The sequence below is a fragment of the Microvirga sp. 2MCAF38 genome (assembly GCF_052115485.1).
GTDB lineage: Bacteria > Pseudomonadota > Alphaproteobacteria > Rhizobiales > Beijerinckiaceae > Microvirga.
In genome coordinates this window covers 187,001-203,391 of sequence record NZ_JBFRGU010000003.1, presented here as the reverse complement: position 1 = coordinate 203,391, position 16,391 = coordinate 187,001, and the positions used below count along the sequence as shown (strand labels likewise).

At 60.6% G+C, this 16,391-nt stretch carries 15 protein-coding genes; 6 read left to right on the top strand and 9 right to left on the bottom strand.

The window, feature by feature from the left end; genetic code table 11:
- Positions 1-55: 55 nt before the first annotated feature.
- Positions 56-1,471 carry an FAD-linked oxidase C-terminal domain-containing protein gene (locus AB4072_RS07840; RefSeq protein ID WP_441966864.1) on the bottom strand — a complete coding sequence of 472 codons (1,416 nt, stop codon included), beginning with the start codon at positions 1,469-1,471 and terminating at the stop codon, positions 56-58.
- Positions 1,472-1,652: 181 nt separating this feature from the next.
- Here AB4072_RS07840 and AB4072_RS07835 point away from each other — a divergent pair, with 181 nt between their 5' ends.
- Positions 1,653-2,198 carry a thioesterase family protein gene (locus AB4072_RS07835; protein WP_441966862.1) on the top strand — a complete coding sequence of 182 codons (546 nt, stop codon included), beginning with the start codon at positions 1,653-1,655 and terminating at the stop codon, positions 2,196-2,198.
- A 206-nt stretch (positions 2,199-2,404) separates the two neighbouring features.
- Entirely contained in the window at positions 2,405-3,187 is a 783-nt protein-coding gene (locus AB4072_RS07830) for a prephenate dehydrogenase/arogenate dehydrogenase family protein (RefSeq protein WP_441966860.1), read from the top strand.
- Between the two features lie 98 nt (positions 3,188-3,285).
- Here the strand turns inward: AB4072_RS07830 and AB4072_RS07825 are convergent, their stop codons facing one another.
- Positions 3,286-3,564: a hypothetical protein gene (locus tag AB4072_RS07825; RefSeq protein ID WP_441966858.1), complete on the bottom strand. Its 279-nt coding sequence runs from the start codon at positions 3,562-3,564 to the stop codon at positions 3,286-3,288.
- A gap of 137 nt (positions 3,565-3,701) precedes the next feature.
- Here AB4072_RS07825 and AB4072_RS07820 point away from each other — a divergent pair, with 137 nt between their 5' ends.
- Positions 3,702-6,083, top strand: coding sequence for an ATP-dependent helicase (locus AB4072_RS07820; RefSeq protein WP_441966856.1), 2,382 nt, complete (start codon positions 3,702-3,704; stop codon positions 6,081-6,083).
- Here the strand turns inward: AB4072_RS07820 and AB4072_RS07815 are convergent.
- Together AB4072_RS07815 and AB4072_RS07810 are read right to left on the bottom strand one after the other, a co-directional pair.
- A complete protein-coding gene (locus AB4072_RS07815; protein WP_441966854.1) occupies positions 6,080-6,418 on the bottom strand; it encodes a DUF2218 domain-containing protein in 339 nt (112 codons plus the stop codon). The two genes, AB4072_RS07820 and AB4072_RS07815, sit on opposite strands and share 4 nt — an antisense overlap.
- A gap of 46 nt (positions 6,419-6,464) precedes the next feature.
- Complete coding sequence (locus AB4072_RS07810) at positions 6,465-7,073, bottom strand: PadR family transcriptional regulator (RefSeq protein ID WP_441966852.1); 609 nt, start codon at positions 7,071-7,073, stop codon at positions 6,465-6,467.
- 166 nt (positions 7,074-7,239) lie between these two features.
- Here AB4072_RS07810 and AB4072_RS07805 point away from each other — a divergent pair, with 166 nt between their 5' ends.
- A complete protein-coding gene (locus AB4072_RS07805; RefSeq protein ID WP_441966850.1) occupies positions 7,240-8,505 on the top strand; it encodes a class I SAM-dependent methyltransferase in 1,266 nt (421 codons plus the stop codon).
- 48 nt (positions 8,506-8,553) lie between these two features.
- Positions 8,554-9,480 (top strand): 50S ribosomal protein L11 methyltransferase, encoded by a 927-nt coding sequence (locus AB4072_RS07800; protein ID WP_441966848.1) that lies wholly within the window; start codon positions 8,554-8,556, stop codon positions 9,478-9,480.
- A 141-nt stretch (positions 9,481-9,621) separates the two neighbouring features.
- Here the strand turns inward: AB4072_RS07800 and AB4072_RS07795 are convergent, their stop codons facing one another.
- Entirely contained in the window at positions 9,622-9,801 is a 180-nt protein-coding gene (locus AB4072_RS07795; RefSeq protein ID WP_441966846.1) for a hypothetical protein, read from the bottom strand.
- Between the two features lie 273 nt (positions 9,802-10,074).
- Here AB4072_RS07795 and AB4072_RS07790 point away from each other — a divergent pair, with 273 nt between their 5' ends.
- On the top strand, positions 10,075-11,895 hold the full coding sequence (locus tag AB4072_RS07790) for an aminopeptidase P family protein (RefSeq protein ID WP_441966845.1): 1,821 nt from the start codon (positions 10,075-10,077) through the stop codon (positions 11,893-11,895).
- 169 nt (positions 11,896-12,064) lie between these two features.
- Here the strand turns inward: AB4072_RS07790 and AB4072_RS07785 are convergent, their stop codons facing one another.
- The 4 genes from AB4072_RS07785 to ligA form a co-directional block, all read right to left on the bottom strand.
- Entirely contained in the window at positions 12,065-12,364 is a 300-nt protein-coding gene (locus AB4072_RS07785) for an AzlD family protein (RefSeq protein ID WP_441966844.1), read from the bottom strand.
- Positions 12,365-12,367: 3 nt separating this feature from the next.
- Positions 12,368-13,081: an AzlC family ABC transporter permease gene (locus tag AB4072_RS07780; RefSeq protein WP_441966842.1), complete on the bottom strand. Its 714-nt coding sequence runs from the start codon at positions 13,079-13,081 to the stop codon at positions 12,368-12,370.
- A gap of 89 nt (positions 13,082-13,170) precedes the next feature.
- A complete protein-coding gene (locus AB4072_RS07775; protein WP_441966840.1) occupies positions 13,171-14,037 on the bottom strand; it encodes an AraC family ligand binding domain-containing protein in 867 nt (288 codons plus the stop codon).
- Between the two features lie 54 nt (positions 14,038-14,091).
- On the bottom strand, positions 14,092-16,287 hold the full coding sequence (gene ligA / locus AB4072_RS07770; RefSeq protein ID WP_441967268.1) for an NAD-dependent DNA ligase LigA: 2,196 nt from the start codon (positions 16,285-16,287) through the stop codon (positions 14,092-14,094).
- Positions 16,288-16,391: the final 104 nt, after the last annotated feature.

The following is a 16,391-nucleotide window of genomic DNA, read 5'->3' as shown; positions in this document are numbered from 1 at the left end:
AGTGGTTAGCTCAAGGACAAGGATCGCGGTAGCATGACGGCCTTGCCGTCCACCGTCAAAGCGCGAATACCTTCCCTGGGTTCATAATGTTGAGCGGATCAACCGCTCGTTTCAAGACGCGCATAAGGTCAAGTGCCTGGGTACTGTACTCAATTTCGAGGTATTTTATCTTCTTCTGGCCGACACCATGCTCGCCCGTGGAGGTCCCCTCCATGGCGAGGGCACGGCGAACGAGGCGGTCGATAAAGGCCTCACAGGCGGCGACTTCAGCCGGGTTCTCGGTGTCGATGAGCGGCTGGACGTGAAAATTCCCATCCCCCACATGGCCGACGATGGGTGCGATGAGACCGCTTTCCAGAATGTCCTGCTTGGTTTCATCCACGCATTCCGCAAGTCTCGAAATCGGCACGCAGACATCGGTTGCGACCGATTGCGCACCGGGTCTGAGCCCCCTCGCCGCCCAATAAGCGTCGTGCCGCGCCTGCCACAGACGGCTGCGGTCCTCAGGCTTCGTGGCCCATTCGAAGGGGCCGCCGCCATATTCCGCAGCGATCTCGCCGAAGCTTTCCGCCTGCTCCTTCACACCGGCGGTCGTGCCGTGAAACTCCAAAAGCAGCAAGGGGCTTTCAGGCAGAGAGAGTTTGGAATGGGCGTTGACCGCCTTCACCTGAACCTCGTCCAGAAGCTCGATGCGGGCGACCGGAATGCCGGACTGGATGGTGATGATGACCGCGTCACACGCTGCCTTGACCGAAGGGAAAGGACAGATGCCGGCCGAGATCGCCTCCGGAATGCCGTTCAGCTTCAGGGTGATCTCGGTCACGATGCCGAGCGTGCCCTCGGCCCCGATGAAAAGATGCGTCAGATCGTAGCCCGCCGAGCTTTTCTTGGCGCGGCTCGCTGTCTTCACGATATCGCCATTGGGCAAAACGACCGTGAGCGCGAGAACGACGTCCTTCATAGTGCCATAGCGAACGGCATTGGTGCCGGAGGCCCGTGTGGACACCATGCCGCCGATCGAGGCGTCCGCGCCGGGGTCGATGGGGAAGAACAATCCTCGATCGCGTAGATATTCGTTCAGTTCCTTACGGGTCACGCCGGGCTCGACCACGCAATCGAGGTCTTCCTCGTGGACCGCGACGATCTGCTTCATGAGGCTCACATCGATGCACACGCCCCCAAACGGTGCGTTGATATGGCCTTCCAGAGACGTTCCGGTGCCGAAGGGCACGACTGGCACGTTCCGTTGAGCGCAAAGCCTGACGATATCCGCGACTTCTTGGGTCGTCCGCGGATAGACGACGACATCCGGCGGCTGGTTCTTCACCCAGGTCAGCGTGTGGCCGTGCTGCTCCCGCACCGCCATCGAGGTCGCGACATGCGCACCATAGCGATTGGTCAACTCGGCCGTGAACGCGGCAATGACCGCGTCCGAGGGTCTGGAACGGGAAGAAATCAGCGGTGCGTTCATGAATGCTTCAGATCTAATTGGGAAAGTTACTGTCCCTTACTTACCAAAACGGTTGCCTTGGCAACACGCAAGACGACAGACGCGTTCCGCCCGCCATGCATGGCTGACAATTTGTACTATTGTTCGCGATGGGATTTTGGCTGCATAGTAGCGGGATGAGAGCGGAAGGAGAGCGCCGACCATGGATGAACGGGCTACCCCGATCTTCTTCTTTGCCCCGTTCGTATCCTCGACGATGCGGGTCGAGCCCGCTTGGATCGACTATAACGGCCACATGAACATGGCCTTTTATCACGTGCTCTTCGACAAAGCAGTGGACGAAGCCTTCTCCCTCATCGGCCTCGGGCAAGATTATGTGGAGCAGTGCAAGGCATCTTTCTTCGCAGCCGAGGTTCACACGCTCTACAAGCGCGAACTGAAAATGCATGACCGGGTTCGCGTCACGCTCCAACTCGTCGATTACGACGAGAAGCGCCTCCACTTCTATATGGAAGCCCGCCACGCGGAAGAAGGCTGGGTTGCTGCCACCACCGAGGGGCTATCTCTCCACGTCGATTTGGAGACCCGCAAGGTTTCGCATTTTCCCCAGGATATCCTGAACAACCTCGCCGTGATGAAGGCTGCCCACAAACGTCTCGGGCAGCCTCCGGCCCTGGGCCGCGTGATCGGCATCCCCTCGAAGACGGAGACGCGGGAAGCTATGCTCGCAACGGGAACCCGGCACTAAGAAGCCGGTGCGTCCCTTGACGGGGCGCTCAAACTGACGATGATCGCCGCCATGACCAAGACCTCGCACATCACGTTTTCGTATTATCGCCCGTCTCCATAGGCGCGGCACGAGATCGATTGGTTTTATCGAAACAATGCCGCCGCAAGGCGGCTTTCTTGTTTCGGAATGTCCTTGCGGCGGCTCAAAGCCCCACCGAGGACACTATGCTTGAACCATCCATCGAGACGATAAATCGCAATGCCCCAGCCGACCTTTCTCGGCGAAAGCCCAGCCTGGGATTGATCGGCGTCGGTGCCTTCGGCGAATTCTCCATGACGCATCTCGCCGACCTTTTCGATGTGTGCATATGCGACCCACGCCGTGATCTGCGCTCAATTGGAGAGCGCCACAATGTCCAGGTGGCCGATCTCGCGACAGCGGCCCGCCAGGACGTCGTGCTCTTAGCCGTCGCCCTCCGGGATCTGCGGGATGTGGCCAGACAGATAGCCCCGCATCTGAAGGTCGGGAGCCTCGTGATCGACGTCTGTTCGATCAAGATGAAGCCCCTCGCCATTCTGGCCGAGGAATTGCCGTCCCATGTAGAGATCGTCGGCACCCATCCGCTCTTCGGCCCACAAAGCGGGCGGGACGGTATTCGGGGCTTATCCATCGCCGTCTGCGCAGCGGACAGTCCAAGATCCGGGCTCGTCGCCCGTTTTCTCAGGGAAAAGCTCGGCCTTCGTGTCGTCCGGACGACACCGGAGCGGCATGACGGGCAGATGGCCTACGTGCAGGGCCTCACTCATCTTCTGTCCCGCATCGTCGTCGCGCTGGATATGCCAGCGCTCGATCACACAACGGCGACCTTCGACCACCTCATGCGGATGGTCGACATGGTTCGGCACGATTCAGACGAGGTGTTTCAGACAATCACACGCGACAATCCGTTCGTCGCGGAGGTGAAACGCCGGCTCTGCGAGGCAACGCAAAGCATCGGCGATGGCTAGAGCATGATCAGAACAAGTGGAAACGGTTGTTCGCCCGGATCATGCGGCATCAAGAGAAGCTAGAGTTTGATCTTGTTTCAATCTGAAACGATCAAATTCTAGCAGCCGACGGAACCGGGCGGGCAGAGTTTGCGACCGATATTCGGCTGCTGGATCGAGTTCGTGAACAGATCGCGCCGATCGATCCGTTGCCGGAGCTGATTGTTGTCGATCTGGTTCTGCTGTTGCTGCTGCAATGACCGCTCATTCTGCATAATGGAGCGATTTGTCTCGCCCACGCTCCGTTCGGAGCGGCCCGTAAGCGGCAACCCGGGGGCCTGCGCGAAAGCGGGCGCAGCCAGACCCAGAAGAACCAGAAGCGTTACAAGGATACGCATGGAACATCCCTTTCGGACAGGATCGTTACTATATGGATGGTGATGCCAGCCCCTTCAACGCGGTTACCCACCCCTGCGGCAGGCCGCCCTGCATTACGGCCTCGACGCCGTTCGCCTTTTGATCCATGTTCGCGCCGATGAATCGCCCTGACGACAGCTTCGACTCGCATCGCGACCTTGCCCCTGAGCCCACCGGCGGCTCCTTGAGCGCGCGCGCCCGTGCGGCCGTTTCGCCGCAATCGCCGTACCTTTCCGGTCTCAACGCGGAGCAGCGGGCTGCTGTCGAGGCGACCGAGGGGCCCGTCCTGGTACTCGCGGGTGCGGGTACCGGCAAGACACGCGTCCTGACAACCCGCATCGCCCACCTCATCGCCACGGGCAAGGCCCGCCCCTTCGACATCCTGTCCGTGACCTTCACCAACAAGGCGGCACGGGAGATGAAGGAGCGCGTGGCGAGCCTGATCGGCCCCGTGGCCGAGGGCATGCAATGGCTCGGCACCTTTCACTCCATCGGCACCAAGATTCTGCGCCGCCATGCGGAACTGGTGGGCTTGCGCTCGGACTTCACCATTCTCGGCACCGACGATCAGCTTCGCCTGATGAAGCAGGTGATCGCAGCCGAGAACATCGACGAGAAACGCTGGCCCGCGCGGCAGCTCGCTTCCTACATCGACGGTTGGAAGAACCGGGGCCTTGGCCCCAACCAGGTGCCGGCCGGCGAAGCCGGTGCCTTCGCCCAAGGCAAAGGCGGCAAGCTCTATGCCGCCTATCAGGAGCGGCTTAAGATCCTGAACGCCGCCGATTTCGGGGATCTTTTGCTGGAGTGCCTGCGCCTGTGGCGCGAGCATCCGGATATTCTGGAGCAATACCAGAACCGCTTCCGCTACATGCTGGTGGACGAGTATCAGGACACCAACGTCGCCCAGTATCTGTGGCTGCGCCTGCTCGCCCAACAGCGCAAGAACATCTGCTGCGTCGGTGACGACGATCAGTCGATCTATGGCTGGCGTGGCGCTGAGGTCGACAACATCCTGCGCTTCGAGCACGATTTTCCCGGCGCTGTGGTGATCCGGCTCGAGCGGAACTATCGCTCCACCGGGCACATCCTTTCAGCCGCCTCGGGACTCATCGCCAAGAACAAGGATCGCCTCGGCAAGACGCTGCGCACGGAGGACGAACCCGGCGAGAAAGTCACGCTCACCGGTGCATGGGATTCCGAGGACGAGGCCCGCCTGATCGGCGAGGAGATCGAGGCACTTCAATCCAAACGCTATCCGCTGTCCGAAGTCGCGATTCTCGTTCGCATCTCCGCGCAGATGCGCGAGATCGAAGACCGGCTCGTGACCCTCGGCGTGCCCTATCGCGTGATCGGCGGGCCGCGGTTTTATGAGCGCGCCGAAATCCGCGATGCACTCGCCTATCTGCGCGTCGTCAACCAGCCCGCCGACGACCTCGCTTTCGAGCGCATCGTCAATGTGCCCAAGCGCGGCCTGGGCGATGCGACCATCCAGATCCTCCACAACCACGCTCGCGCGGCGCGCGTGCCGTTGACGGAAGCCGCGCGCTTCATGGTCGAGACGGACGAGTTGAAGCCGAAGCCGCGCGCCACTTTGCGCGATCTTCTCACCTCGTTCGGGCGCTGGGCGAAGCTGTCGGAAACGATGACGCAATCGGAAGTCGCGCAGATCGTGCTCGAGGAATCCGGCTACACCGAGATGTGGCAGAAGGATCGCTCGGCCGACGCCGCCGGACGACTCGAAAACCTCAAGGAGCTTGTGCGCTCGATGGAGGAATTCCCGGACCTCCAGAGCTTCCTCGAGCATGTCTCGCTCGTAATGGAAGCGAACGAGACCGACACCACCGAGCGCGTGAGCCTGATGACTCTTCACGCGGCCAAGGGTCTGGAATTCGAAACGGTCTTCCTACCCGGCTGGGAAGAGGGTTTGTTCCCCAACCAGCGCGCTCTCGACGAGAGCGGCCACGCAGGATTGGAAGAAGAGCGCCGCCTCGCGCATGTGGGCATCACCCGCGCCAAGCGTCGGGCAAAAATCTATTTCGCCTCGAACCGGCGCATTCACGGCATGTGGAACTCGACCGTTCCGAGCCGCTTCATTGACGATCTGCCTGAGCACAATGTCGAGGTTGTCGAGGCTCCGGCGAATTTCTCGCATGGCGGCGGATATGGCGGCGGCTCACGTTTCGACCGCATGTCGAATTTCAACGGCTCGACCTATCAGACCCCCGGCTGGCAGCGGGCACAAGCCCGCGCAGGCGGGGTCGAGGATGGCGGCTATTCCGGCCGTCGCTCCGGCGACAGGCGCGGGCCGATGGTGATCGAGGGCGAGCTCGTCGCGAAATCGACCGGCACCGGATCGAGTTTCAAAGTCGAGGGCCGCATCCTCCACACCAAGTTCGGCCCCGGCACCATCGCCGCCATCGACGGAAACAAGCTCACCGTCGATTTCGACAAGGCTGGGCGAAAGATGGTGCTGGACAGCTTTGTCGAGGCGTTGGGCTAGCCGCGCTCGATCGGTCCGTCGCCGCCGTTAGTGGCTTCGGGTTTACTCGTCGTGCCAGCAAAGCGGTCCAGATGATTGGCGACGACGCCCTTGAGCGCCTCCAATTGTCCTTCGGCGCTCGCTTCCAATCTGCATTCGAGGTTGTCCTCGTTGGCCTGCATGGTCAGTCTGGCGTCGCCCGGCCAATCTGCGCCACGCACATTTCGAGGGAATGTCACCACGCCGCTCGCTGGCGTGAAATCGACGGCCAGATTGTGACTCCAATGTTTACAGAGCTGCTGGAGATACCGACTGCCGTTTGCAGTCGGTATGCGCGAAACGCTGGAAAGTGCCATTGTGCGAACTTTCTTCAGTTGAATCTGAACGGGTCAGCGGCGCGTCTTACAGACGCTCGATGCGCTGCGCCGCTTCATCGAGAATTGCAGCGACGTCGTGGATTGTGCTCTTCCCCAGATCTTCGCTACTGAAGCGATGACGCAAGACGGTGCGGAGATTTTCCATAGCACGACGAATCGGCGCGCTATCCGTTCGCGCATGCTTCGCCGCAAGTTCGGCCAGCCGTGCGAAGAGCGCTTTTACCTTTTCCGCATTCGTGGCGAGATCGGCAGCCCCTTCCGCAGTGATGGCAAACGCTTTGCGTCCGCCCTCGGAGCCAGCCTCTTCGATATGGCCCAAGTCCTGCAGCATCGACAGCGCCGGATAGATCACGCCGGCGCTTGGGACATAGGTGCCCCCGGTCAGCTCCTCTATCGCACGGATTAGGTCATAGCCGTGTCGCGGCTGGTCCTCAATGAGCTTGAGCAGGACGAGACGCAACTCGCCTGAATCGAATACCCGTCGACGCCCTCCGCGCCCTTCGCCGCGCTCCTCATTCCAGTCGTACCCGAAGCCCCGATGCCCACCGCCACGATGAGCAAAGCCCCGCGACCCGAACTCATGCCGGCACGCGCCCCACCGACGCGGGTCATGGTTTTCCTGTGTATGTCTCATTTTCTCATTCCTATATGTCTAACTATATCCAAGATATATCTTGATCTATCTGAAACACAAGAGACGGCGAAAAGCTTTTTTGCTGCAGGTTCAAGGGGAAGCCCCCTAGCCTCTTCGCTGCAACTGTGGAACGATCCCCTTCGGTAACGACAACCGTGAGGCCCCGATGTTTCCACTGTCCCACATGCTCAAATCCTTCGTGCGCGTCGGCTCGCTGAAAGTCATCGACGCGGATGGAAGGGCGCATGTCTTTGCGGGATCTCCCGGTCCGAATGTCACCATGCGGCTCACGGACCGCTCGCTCTATCACAAGCTCTTCCTCAATCCGGAGCTTCACGCGGGCGAGGCCTATATGGATGGGCGCATGAGCTTCGAGGAAGGCTCGACGCTCAAGGACTTTCTCACCCTGTTCTCCATGAACAGGATTTCGCTCGGCACCTATCCCTTGCAGAAAGTGCTGCGCCGCATTTCACGCGGGTTGAAGCGTTTTCAGCAGGCGAACAAGGTCGGCAAGGCGCAGGCCAATGTGGCGCACCATTACGACCTGGGGAACGATTTCTATAAGCTCTTCCTCGACAAGGGCATGCAGTATTCCTGCGCCTATTTCGCGAATGGAGACGATACGCTGGAAGAGGCGCAGCAGAACAAGCTGCGTCTCATCGCATCCAAGCTTCAACTCAAACCCGGCCTGAAAATCCTCGATATCGGCAGCGGCTGGGGCGATCTCGCGCTTTATCTCGCCGCGATGGAAGACGTGGACGTGACCGGCGTCACACTCTCGAAGGAGCAATACGCGCTCTCGAACGAGAAGGCCCGCAAGGCGGGACTCTCGCACCGTGTCCGCTTCGAGCTGCTCGACTACCGCAAGCTCGATCGGCGCTTCGACCGCATCGTCTCGGTCGGCATGTTCGAGCATGTGGGCGTGCATCATTACGGCGAGTTTTTCGAGAAGATCAACGCGCTCATGAATGACGACGGTTTAATGCTTCTGCACTCCATCGGCCATATGAGCCCGCCCGGCACGGCAAGCCCGTGGCTGCGCAAATACATCTTCCCCGGCGCGTATTCCCCCGCTCTCTCCGAGGTGTTTCCGGTCGTGGAGCAGAACAGCCTTTGGGTGACCGATCTCGAATTCCTGCGCATCCACTATGCGGAGACGTTGAAGCACTGGCACCAGCGCTTCGAGGCCAATCGCGCCAAGGTCGCCGAAATGTACGACGAGCGCTTCTGCCGCATGTGGGAATTCTACCTCATCAGTGCCGAGATGATGTTCAGAACCGGGAGCCAGCTCGTGTTCCACATGCAGCTTTCCCGCAAACGCGACGCCGCGCCTATCGTGCGGGATTACGTGACGGATCTCCAGCGCGACTACCTCAAGCTGGAGCAGGACAGGCTGAAGGTCCTCAAAGGAGCTGAGCCGGTCCCCGCCTGACGAGGGTCCAAGGGTGACGGCCGGATGAAGCAGTGCTAAGCGACATCCATGCTTGAAGGTCTTCACCCCAACCGCCCCACTCACGTCCTGCGCATCACAACGGACGCCAATTCCGCGCGCGCCATGACGGAGCTGATCGGCGAGATCTTTGACCCTGCCGAAACCGCCGTCGCGGCCTTCGAGACGGAGGACGATGGGCCGTGGCTTCTCGAGGCTTATTTCTCTCGGCAGCCCGATGAGGAAGCTGTCCGCGATCTGCTGCGCCCCATCGTCGGGGCGGAAGCGGACAAGGGCGTCTTTCTCCCTCTCGATCAGAAGGATTGGGTGAAGACGTCGCTGGAGGGACTGAAGCCCGTTCGCTCAGGCCGCATTTTCGTGCATGGCTCGCATGATCGCGTGCAGCGACGCCCGAATGACATGGCCATCGAAATCGAAGCCGCGCTCGCCTTCGGCACCGGCCATCACGGCACGACCAAGAGCTGCCTCGATGCTTTCGTCGATGAAGTGAAGCTGCGTACGCCCCGTCACGTGCTCGATGTCGGCACCGGTACCGGCATCCTGGCCTTCGCGGCGGCGAAATATCTGAAGCGTCCCGTCGTCGCGGGCGATATCGATCCGGAAGCCGTGCGCGTCGCACGCGAGAACGCCAAGCTCAACGGCATCTCGTCATGGCTGAGGCTTTATGTCGGCCCGGGCGTCAAACATGCCGAGGCCGACCGGCCCGGGCATTTCGACCTGATCTTCGCCAACATCCTGGCAAAGCCGCTGCGGACCCTCGCCCCTTCCCTGTCGCGTGTCGCCTCATATGACGGCACGCTCATCCTGTCGGGTCTTCTGGGGCGGGACGTGCCCGGAATCCTGTCGTCATACGCGGCTGAAGGCTGGCATTTGCAGCGGCGCTATGATCTCGAAGGCTGGGTCGCGCTCGTGATGAAGCGGGGCGGCGCCAGTCCGCGACCCCGCCGCTATTTTTAACGATTATTCCTGCTCGACGAAGGGGTAGCGCTTCGCGAGTTCGCGGCGCAGTTCGAATGCTTCGGCAACGACGTCGCGGACAGTCTTCATGAAAACGGCGATCAACATGGCTCGCTCCTTTAATGGGGGGTCGGTGAGTGGTTACAAGCCGTAGCGGCGCGTGAGATCCGTGATCAGACCGTGATGCCGACCGATCTCAATTGCGACGCTCCGGGAGCGGCTCGCCAGCATCGCGTCGATGACGCGCTTTGCGAGAAGAACAACACCCACTGACAAGACGGCACTGCCGGCCCAGGACGGGGTAAGGACACTGGTAGACATGGGTACATCTCCAACTTTGTGTTGCGATGACCCTTCCGCGTTCCTCGATGTTATTGTTGAGGGAAAGGTAAGCTTAGCTGACCCTTTCGGTTAGGGCCTTAGGAACATGCAAGCCATGCTCCTGCTGCACTTCTCTTTCTTCAAATCGCAAAATCGGGGCAAATCCTGCCTTAAAACGAGTCAAAACGCTCACTGCATAACCATTTCGGAACGGTTGCGATCGCTCGGTAGGACCCCTAGCGTAGCTTGAGATCCCTCATCAGCAAGACTCCCATGGCCCAGTTTCAGTCCTTCGATGCTTCCACTTCTCCGTCCCAAGGCCCAGAGCGCATCGCGAAGCTCCGCGCTGAAATGGCGAGGCGAGGATTTGCCGGTTTCATCGTGCCGCGGGCGGATGAGCACCAGGGCGAATACGTGCCGAAGAATGCTGACCGCCTCGCCTGGCTCACAGGCTTCACAGGCTCAGCGGGAACGGCCATCATTCTCCAGGACAAAGCCGCTCTCATCGTCGACGGACGCTATACGATCCAGGCGGCGGAGCAGGTCGACACCTCGGTCATCACGCCGGTTCAGCTCGCGGACAAGTCCGCCGAGGACTGGATCGCCGACAATCTGCCAGCGGGTTCGACGCTCGCCTACGATCCGTGGCTGCACACGAGCGACGGACTCAAGCGTCTTGAAAAGGCTGTCGCCCGTGCGGGCGGCAAGCTTGCTCCGGTCGACATCAATCTGATCGATGTGATCTGGATCGACCGTCCCGCGCCGCCACAGGCGCCGGTTCGTCCGCATCCGCTCGACTATGCCGGCGAAACTGCAGAATCAAAACTCAAGCGCATCCGAAAGAAGATGGCGGAAGAGAAGATCGACGCCGTCGTCATTTCCGATCCGCACAATCTCGCTTGGACATTCAATCTTCGCGGCGCGGATGTCGGGCACACCCCGCTGCCGCTCGGCTATGCGATCATTCCGAAGGAGGGCCGCGCGGATCTCTTCTTCGATCCGGCCAAGATCACCAACGAGGCCGGAGCGGCGGTTGGCGATCTCGCACAGTTTTCCAATATGACAGCGTTCCAAACCAGCCTCGACAAGGTCGGGCGGTCAGGGGGAACCGTCAGGATCGATTCCGCGACCGGCGCTGTCGCTCTGATCCGGCGCATCGAAGCGGCGGGCGGCACGGTCGATGTGGGGCCCGATCCGATTTCTCTGATGAAGGCGGTCAAGAACAGCGCCGAAATCGCAGGCTCCCATGCCGCTCATCTGCGCGACGGTGTCGCCATGGCGCGCTTCCTCGCATGGCTCGACGCCGAGGCTCCGAAAGGAGGTCTCACCGAGATCGACGCGGTCGAAAAGCTCGAAGCTTTTCGCGTGGACACGGGTGCTCTCAAGAACGTCTCGTTCCCGAGCATCTCCGGTGCCGGCCCCAATGCCGCCCTGCCGCATTATCGTGTGTCGCGCGAGAGCAACCTGCCCATCGAGAAGAACCAGATTTTCCTCATCGATTCCGGCGCGCAATATGAGGACGGCACGACCGATGTCACGCGCACCATCATCGTCGGCGAGCCGACCGCGGAAATGAAGGATCGCTTCACCCGCGTCCTGCAAGGCCATATCGCCATCGCCCGCGCCGTATTTCCGAAAGGCACGACCGGCGCGCAGATCGACGCCTTCGCTCGCAAACCGCTTTGGGAAGCCGGTCTCGATTTCGACCACGGCACCGGCCACGGCATCGGCAGCTATCTCTCGGTCCACGAGGGCCCGCAGCGCATCGCCAAAGTCGGCCATACGCCTCTCGAAGCGGGCATGATGCTCTCCAACGAGCCGGGCTTCTACAAGACCGGGGCTTACGGCATCCGCATCGAGAATCTCATCCTCGTCGAGCCGCGCACCATTCCGGGCGGCGATCGGGAGATGTTCGGCTTCGAGACGCTGACCTTCAGCCCCATCGACCTGCGCCTCGTCGAAACTTCCCTCATGACGGCGGACGAAATCGTGTGGCTCAACGACTACCACGCGCAAGTGCGCGAGAAGATCGCACCGCGGCTGGAAGGTGAAGCGAAAGCCTGGTTGGAGAACGCGACGCGTCCGATCGGTTAAAGCGCAATCCTACGTCATTCCGGGGCGCGCCATCGGCGCGAACCCAGAACCCATAGCCGTCAACGATTTCTAAAATGAAACGCGATGAGCAGCGTCTCTTTCGGACTCGTTAGCGTTTGGGTTCCGGGCTCCGCTGCGCGGCCCCGGAATGACGATCGCGAGAAACGCTTCAGAGAAAGCTTCGGAGCACCACCACCGACACCACACCGACGGCCACCGTTCCCAAGAGCGGAAGGCGTAAGGCGGCGACCGCAGTGATGGCGGCGGCCACGGCCTCCGCCCATCCTGTCGTGAGCGCGGTCGGCGCAATGACCGCGACGAGAACGGCGGACGGGATGGCATCGAACGCCGCTTTTGCGCGCCCGGTGAGCACGAGCCTGTCGGCCACGTAGAGGCCCGCGATGCGGGTCGCGTAAGTCACAAGCGCCATCGCGGCAATGGCCGCAAGGGTGATGGGATCGATGCTCATGTTTCAAGATTCCTTGGCGGTGAAATAGGCGGCGGCGATGCCCGCAAGCGCGCCCGATGCCACGTGCCAGGGTGCACCGATGAAGTGATGCACGAGCGCCGCGACTGCAGCGCTGACGGCGACCGTCACGAGCGTGACGCGGCTTTGGCCGAAGCCCGCAACAAGGCCAATGAAAAGCGCGGTGAACGCAAAATCCGCCCCAAAGCGCTCCGGAGCACCAAGGAACGAACCGAGCACCGCGCCGAGGATTGTCGAGCCGAGCCAACTGAAAAACAGAGCCCCGGCCATGGCAGCCCAATAGGCTCCTGTCACCGGCCGGTTCATAGCGCGTCGTTCCGACAGGGCCCAACTCTCATCCGTCATGAAGAAGAAAGCGCGGAGCTTTTGTCCGCGTGTGAGAGCGACCTTCGGCGACAGCGATGCACCCATGAGCACATGGCGAACGTTGATGAGAAGGGTAGAGAACGCGAGCGCTAGGATCGGCGCAGGATGCACCCAGCTCTCAAGGGCCGCGAATTGCGCACCGCCAGCAAAAACGAACGCCGACATGAGCCCGATCTCGGTCGCCGATAGGCCTTTTCCCACGGCCACCGCTCCGAACAGCAGGCCGATCGGCACCGCAGCGATGGCGGCCGGCGCGATATCGCGGAAACCAACCTTCGCCTCATCCCAATGAAGTGACTTGGCGTTGTTTATTCTATCGAGGAGAGTGCTCATGGCGCTCTTATGACGAGCCCGATATCTGCCGTCTTGGACGAAAGTGCCATATTGGAACATGGAGCGCTTCGACGAGCGGGATCAGGGCATCATGCCGCGCGGAAAACTCCAGGCGTCACGCCCATGCGCGCTTTGAAGATGCGGTTGAGGTGACTCTGGTCAAAGAAGCCGCAAGCTGCCGCCACCTCGATGGGTGCCTCGCCCCGCTCCAAGAGACGGCTCGCCGCACGAAAGCGGCGGTCGAGCAGATAGGCGTGGGGCGCCAACCCCGTCTCTTTCCGGAATGCGCGAATGAAATGGCTGCGTGATAAATCGGCCAACCCTGCAAGCTTGGCGAGATCGGTCTCCTCACCGAGATGCGCCTCGATATAGTCGCGAACACGGGCAATGCCCTTCGCTCCGAACTGCCTTTGCAGCGGAGCATCGAGGTCGGCCCAACGGGCGATCAGCCGCGCCAGAAAATCGACGAGACGCGTGTCCTGCTCCAATTCGGAGGTCCGGATATCGTCATGGCAAAGGCTGGTGTGAAGGCGGGTCAAGGCGCTCAGGAGTTCGGGATCCGAAACAACGGAGTGTGGGAACCACGGCGCAGACGACAGTGGACGCCCGGCCACGTCCTCCGCGATTTCACGCATCAGCGCGACCGAAGGATAGAGGGTCCGGTATTCGAAGCCGCCCCCATGAGGCTCCCCATCATGCACCTCTTCAGGGCAAACGATGGCGATGGAGCCCGCGCCCGCATAATGCTGCTCGCCTCGATGGAAAAACGTCTCGCACCCGTCGAGAATCCCCGCAACCGCATAGGTTTCATGGGTGTGGCGCGCATATGAATGGCGACGGAAGGTCGCGCGCAGGCAATCGAGGCCGTGGTGACGCGGCACCCGCCAGAAATGCGTGACGTCGCCCTCCGAAATCGATTCGGCATCGAGCGAAACCTGAGGCGTCATCATCGTCATGGAGCGTTTATGCCATGGTTTTCTCGCGCCGTCTTGGACAGGAATCCGGCTCGACTACTTTCGTCCGACAAGCTCGAACCAGCCGTCCTCATCCATGATCTGCACGTCGAATTCCCGCGCCTTGTCGAGCTTGGAGCCCGCGCCCGGCCCCGCGACCACGATATCCGTTTTCTTGGAGACCGAGCCTGCGACCTTCGCACCCAGGCGCTCAGCCATGGCCTTGGCCTCCTCGCGGGTCATCTGTTCGAGCGAGCCTGTGAAGACGACCGTCTTGCCCGCCACAGGCGTATCGGTTTGCGCCGCCTCGATGGGAACGGGCTTCACCTCGCGCAAGAGCCCGTCGAGCATGTCCTCGTTGTGCCCTTCCTTGAAGAACTCGACGATGGCATCCGCGACCACCTCACCGATGCCGCCGATGGAAGTCAGTTCCGCATAAGCCTCGCTATCGTGATCGGCTGCCGCCTTGGCTGCTTCACGCAACGCCTCGAAGGTGCCGAAATGGCGCGCCAGCAAGCGCGCCGTCGTCTCTCCGATATGCGGCATGCCGAGCGCGAAGATGAAGCGGTTGAGATCGATCGAACGTCGCGCCTCGATGGCGGAGAAGAGATTCTTCACGCTCGTTGAACCCCAGCCTTCGCGGTTTTCCAGCCGTTGAAGACCGCGCGCATTACGCGCTTCCAGCGTGAAGATATCTTGCGGTCCCTTGATCAGGCCTTCGTCGTAAAGCTCCTCGATACGCTGTCCCCCCAAGCCCTCGATGTCGAAGGCGTTGCGCGAGACGAAATGTTTCAAGCGCTCCCGCGCCTGGGCGGAGCAGATCAGGCCGCCGGTGCAGCGGCGTACAGAATCCTCGCGGCCCGTGCGCGGATTGACCTCCCGCACCGCATGGCTGTCGCAGACCGGACAGCGCGTGGGGAAGACGTAAGGCTTCGAATCCGCGGGCCGCTTGTCGAGGACGACATCGAGCACTTTCGGAATCACGTCGCCCGCGCGCAAGACCACGACCGTGTCGCCGATGCGGATATCGACACCGTTGCGGATCGGCTGGCCATCGCCGCCGATGCCGCGAATGTAATCCTCATTGTGCAAGGTCGCATTGGAGACGACGACGCCGCCGACAGTCACCGGCTTCAGCTTCGCGACCGGGTTGAGTGATCCCGTGCGCCCGACGAAGATCTCGATGTCTTCGAGAACAGTCACCGCCTGTTGCGCAGGAAATTTGTGCGCCAGCGCCCAGCGCGGCGAGCGGGAAACGAAGCCGAGACGTTCCTGAAGTAAGAGATCGTCGACCTTGTAGACGACGCCATCGATATCGTAGCCGAGATTGGCGCGGTCGGTCTCGATGGCGTGATAATGCGCCAGCATCTCCTCCACGCTAGAGACGAGCTTCGTCAGCGGGTTGGTCTTGAACCCGAACGACCTGAACGCGTCGATCATGCCGTGTTGCGTGCTCGCCGGCATGGCGCTCATCTCGCCCCAGGCGTAGGCGAAGAAACGCAGAGGACGCGAGGCGGTGATCGCGGGATCGAGTTGGCGCAGGCTACCCGCCGCTGCATTGCGCGGATTGGCGAAAGGCTGCTTTCCGGCAGCCTCCTGGCGCTCGTTGATCGCGGCAAAATCCGCGTGCGAGAGATAGACCTCTCCCCTCACCTCGCAAATGTCGGGAACATGCCCGTCTTTGAGATGTTGCGGGATGTCGTGCACCGTGCGCGCATTGGCGGTGACATCCTCGCCAACATAACGATCACCGCGCGTAGCAGCGCTTACAAGCTTGCCGTACTCGTAACGCAAACTCAGTGAAAGACCGTCGATCTTCGGCTCGGAAGTAAAGACAAGTGGCGTTTCAGATTTGAATTGGAGAAAGCGGCGAATACGTTCGGCAAAGTCCTTTACGTCGCCATCCGTAAAAGCGTTAGCGAGCGACAGCATCGGAACACGGTGAAGAATCTTACCGAATTTTTCCGAGGGTTTGGCGCCAACATTTTTTATATCAGCTAAAAGAGACCTTAAATCAGATCTGTTCCGTCGAAGAATAACAGCGGCGCGGCGCAATATATCATATTCGGAGTCTGATAGAATTGGCGCGTCTTCAATATAGTATCTTCTGTCAGCTTCATTTATGACGTCAATCAATCGCTTCGCTATGCCCTCAAAATGGGACAGTATATGGCGATCAAAATTCTGTACTACGGATTTCTTCTTCTCATATGATAGCCCCTCTAGAGGCTTATGAAAAAACTCGAAAAGCATATCGCCAAGGTCGGCCTTGTCGATGGCAGAAGTTATTAACGATTTCTCGGCATTCGGCAGAGCAAGCAAAAAATCATCTGCAACTGCACTCAATTTTTCCTGGC

What these genes read in the sequence shown, in the direction of transcription:
- AB4072_RS07840 (WP_441966864.1), bottom strand. Translation starts at nt 1,471, where the DNA reads ATGAACGCACCGCTGATTTCTTCCCGTTCCAGACCCTCGGACGCGGTC.
- AB4072_RS07835 (WP_441966862.1), top strand. Translation starts at nt 1,653, where the DNA reads ATGGATGAACGGGCTACCCCGATCTTCTTCTTTGCCCCGTTCGTATCC.
- AB4072_RS07830 (WP_441966860.1), top strand. Translation starts at nt 2,405, where the DNA reads ATGCTTGAACCATCCATCGAGACGATAAATCGCAATGCCCCAGCCGAC.
- AB4072_RS07825 (WP_441966858.1), bottom strand. Translation starts at nt 3,564, where the DNA reads ATGCGTATCCTTGTAACGCTTCTGGTTCTTCTGGGTCTGGCTGCGCCC.
- AB4072_RS07820 (WP_441966856.1), top strand. Translation starts at nt 3,702, where the DNA reads ATGAATCGCCCTGACGACAGCTTCGACTCGCATCGCGACCTTGCCCCT.
- AB4072_RS07815 (WP_441966854.1), bottom strand. Translation starts at nt 6,418, where the DNA reads ATGGCACTTTCCAGCGTTTCGCGCATACCGACTGCAAACGGCAGTCGG.
- AB4072_RS07810 (WP_441966852.1), bottom strand. Translation starts at nt 7,073, where the DNA reads ATGAGACATACACAGGAAAACCATGACCCGCGTCGGTGGGGCGCGTGC.
- AB4072_RS07805 (WP_441966850.1), top strand. Translation starts at nt 7,240, where the DNA reads ATGTTTCCACTGTCCCACATGCTCAAATCCTTCGTGCGCGTCGGCTCG.
- AB4072_RS07800 (WP_441966848.1), top strand. Translation starts at nt 8,554, where the DNA reads ATGCTTGAAGGTCTTCACCCCAACCGCCCCACTCACGTCCTGCGCATC.
- AB4072_RS07795 (WP_441966846.1), bottom strand. Translation starts at nt 9,801, where the DNA reads ATGTCTACCAGTGTCCTTACCCCGTCCTGGGCCGGCAGTGCCGTCTTG.
- AB4072_RS07790 (WP_441966845.1), top strand. Translation starts at nt 10,075, where the DNA reads ATGGCCCAGTTTCAGTCCTTCGATGCTTCCACTTCTCCGTCCCAAGGC.
- AB4072_RS07785 (WP_441966844.1), bottom strand. Translation starts at nt 12,364, where the DNA reads ATGAGCATCGATCCCATCACCCTTGCGGCCATTGCCGCGATGGCGCTT.
- AB4072_RS07780 (WP_441966842.1), bottom strand. Translation starts at nt 13,081, where the DNA reads ATGAGCACTCTCCTCGATAGAATAAACAACGCCAAGTCACTTCATTGG.
- AB4072_RS07775 (WP_441966840.1), bottom strand. Translation starts at nt 14,037, where the DNA reads ATGACGATGATGACGCCTCAGGTTTCGCTCGATGCCGAATCGATTTCG.
- ligA (WP_441967268.1), bottom strand. Translation starts at nt 16,287, where the DNA reads ATGCTTTTCGAGTTTTTTCATAAGCCTCTAGAGGGGCTATCATATGAG.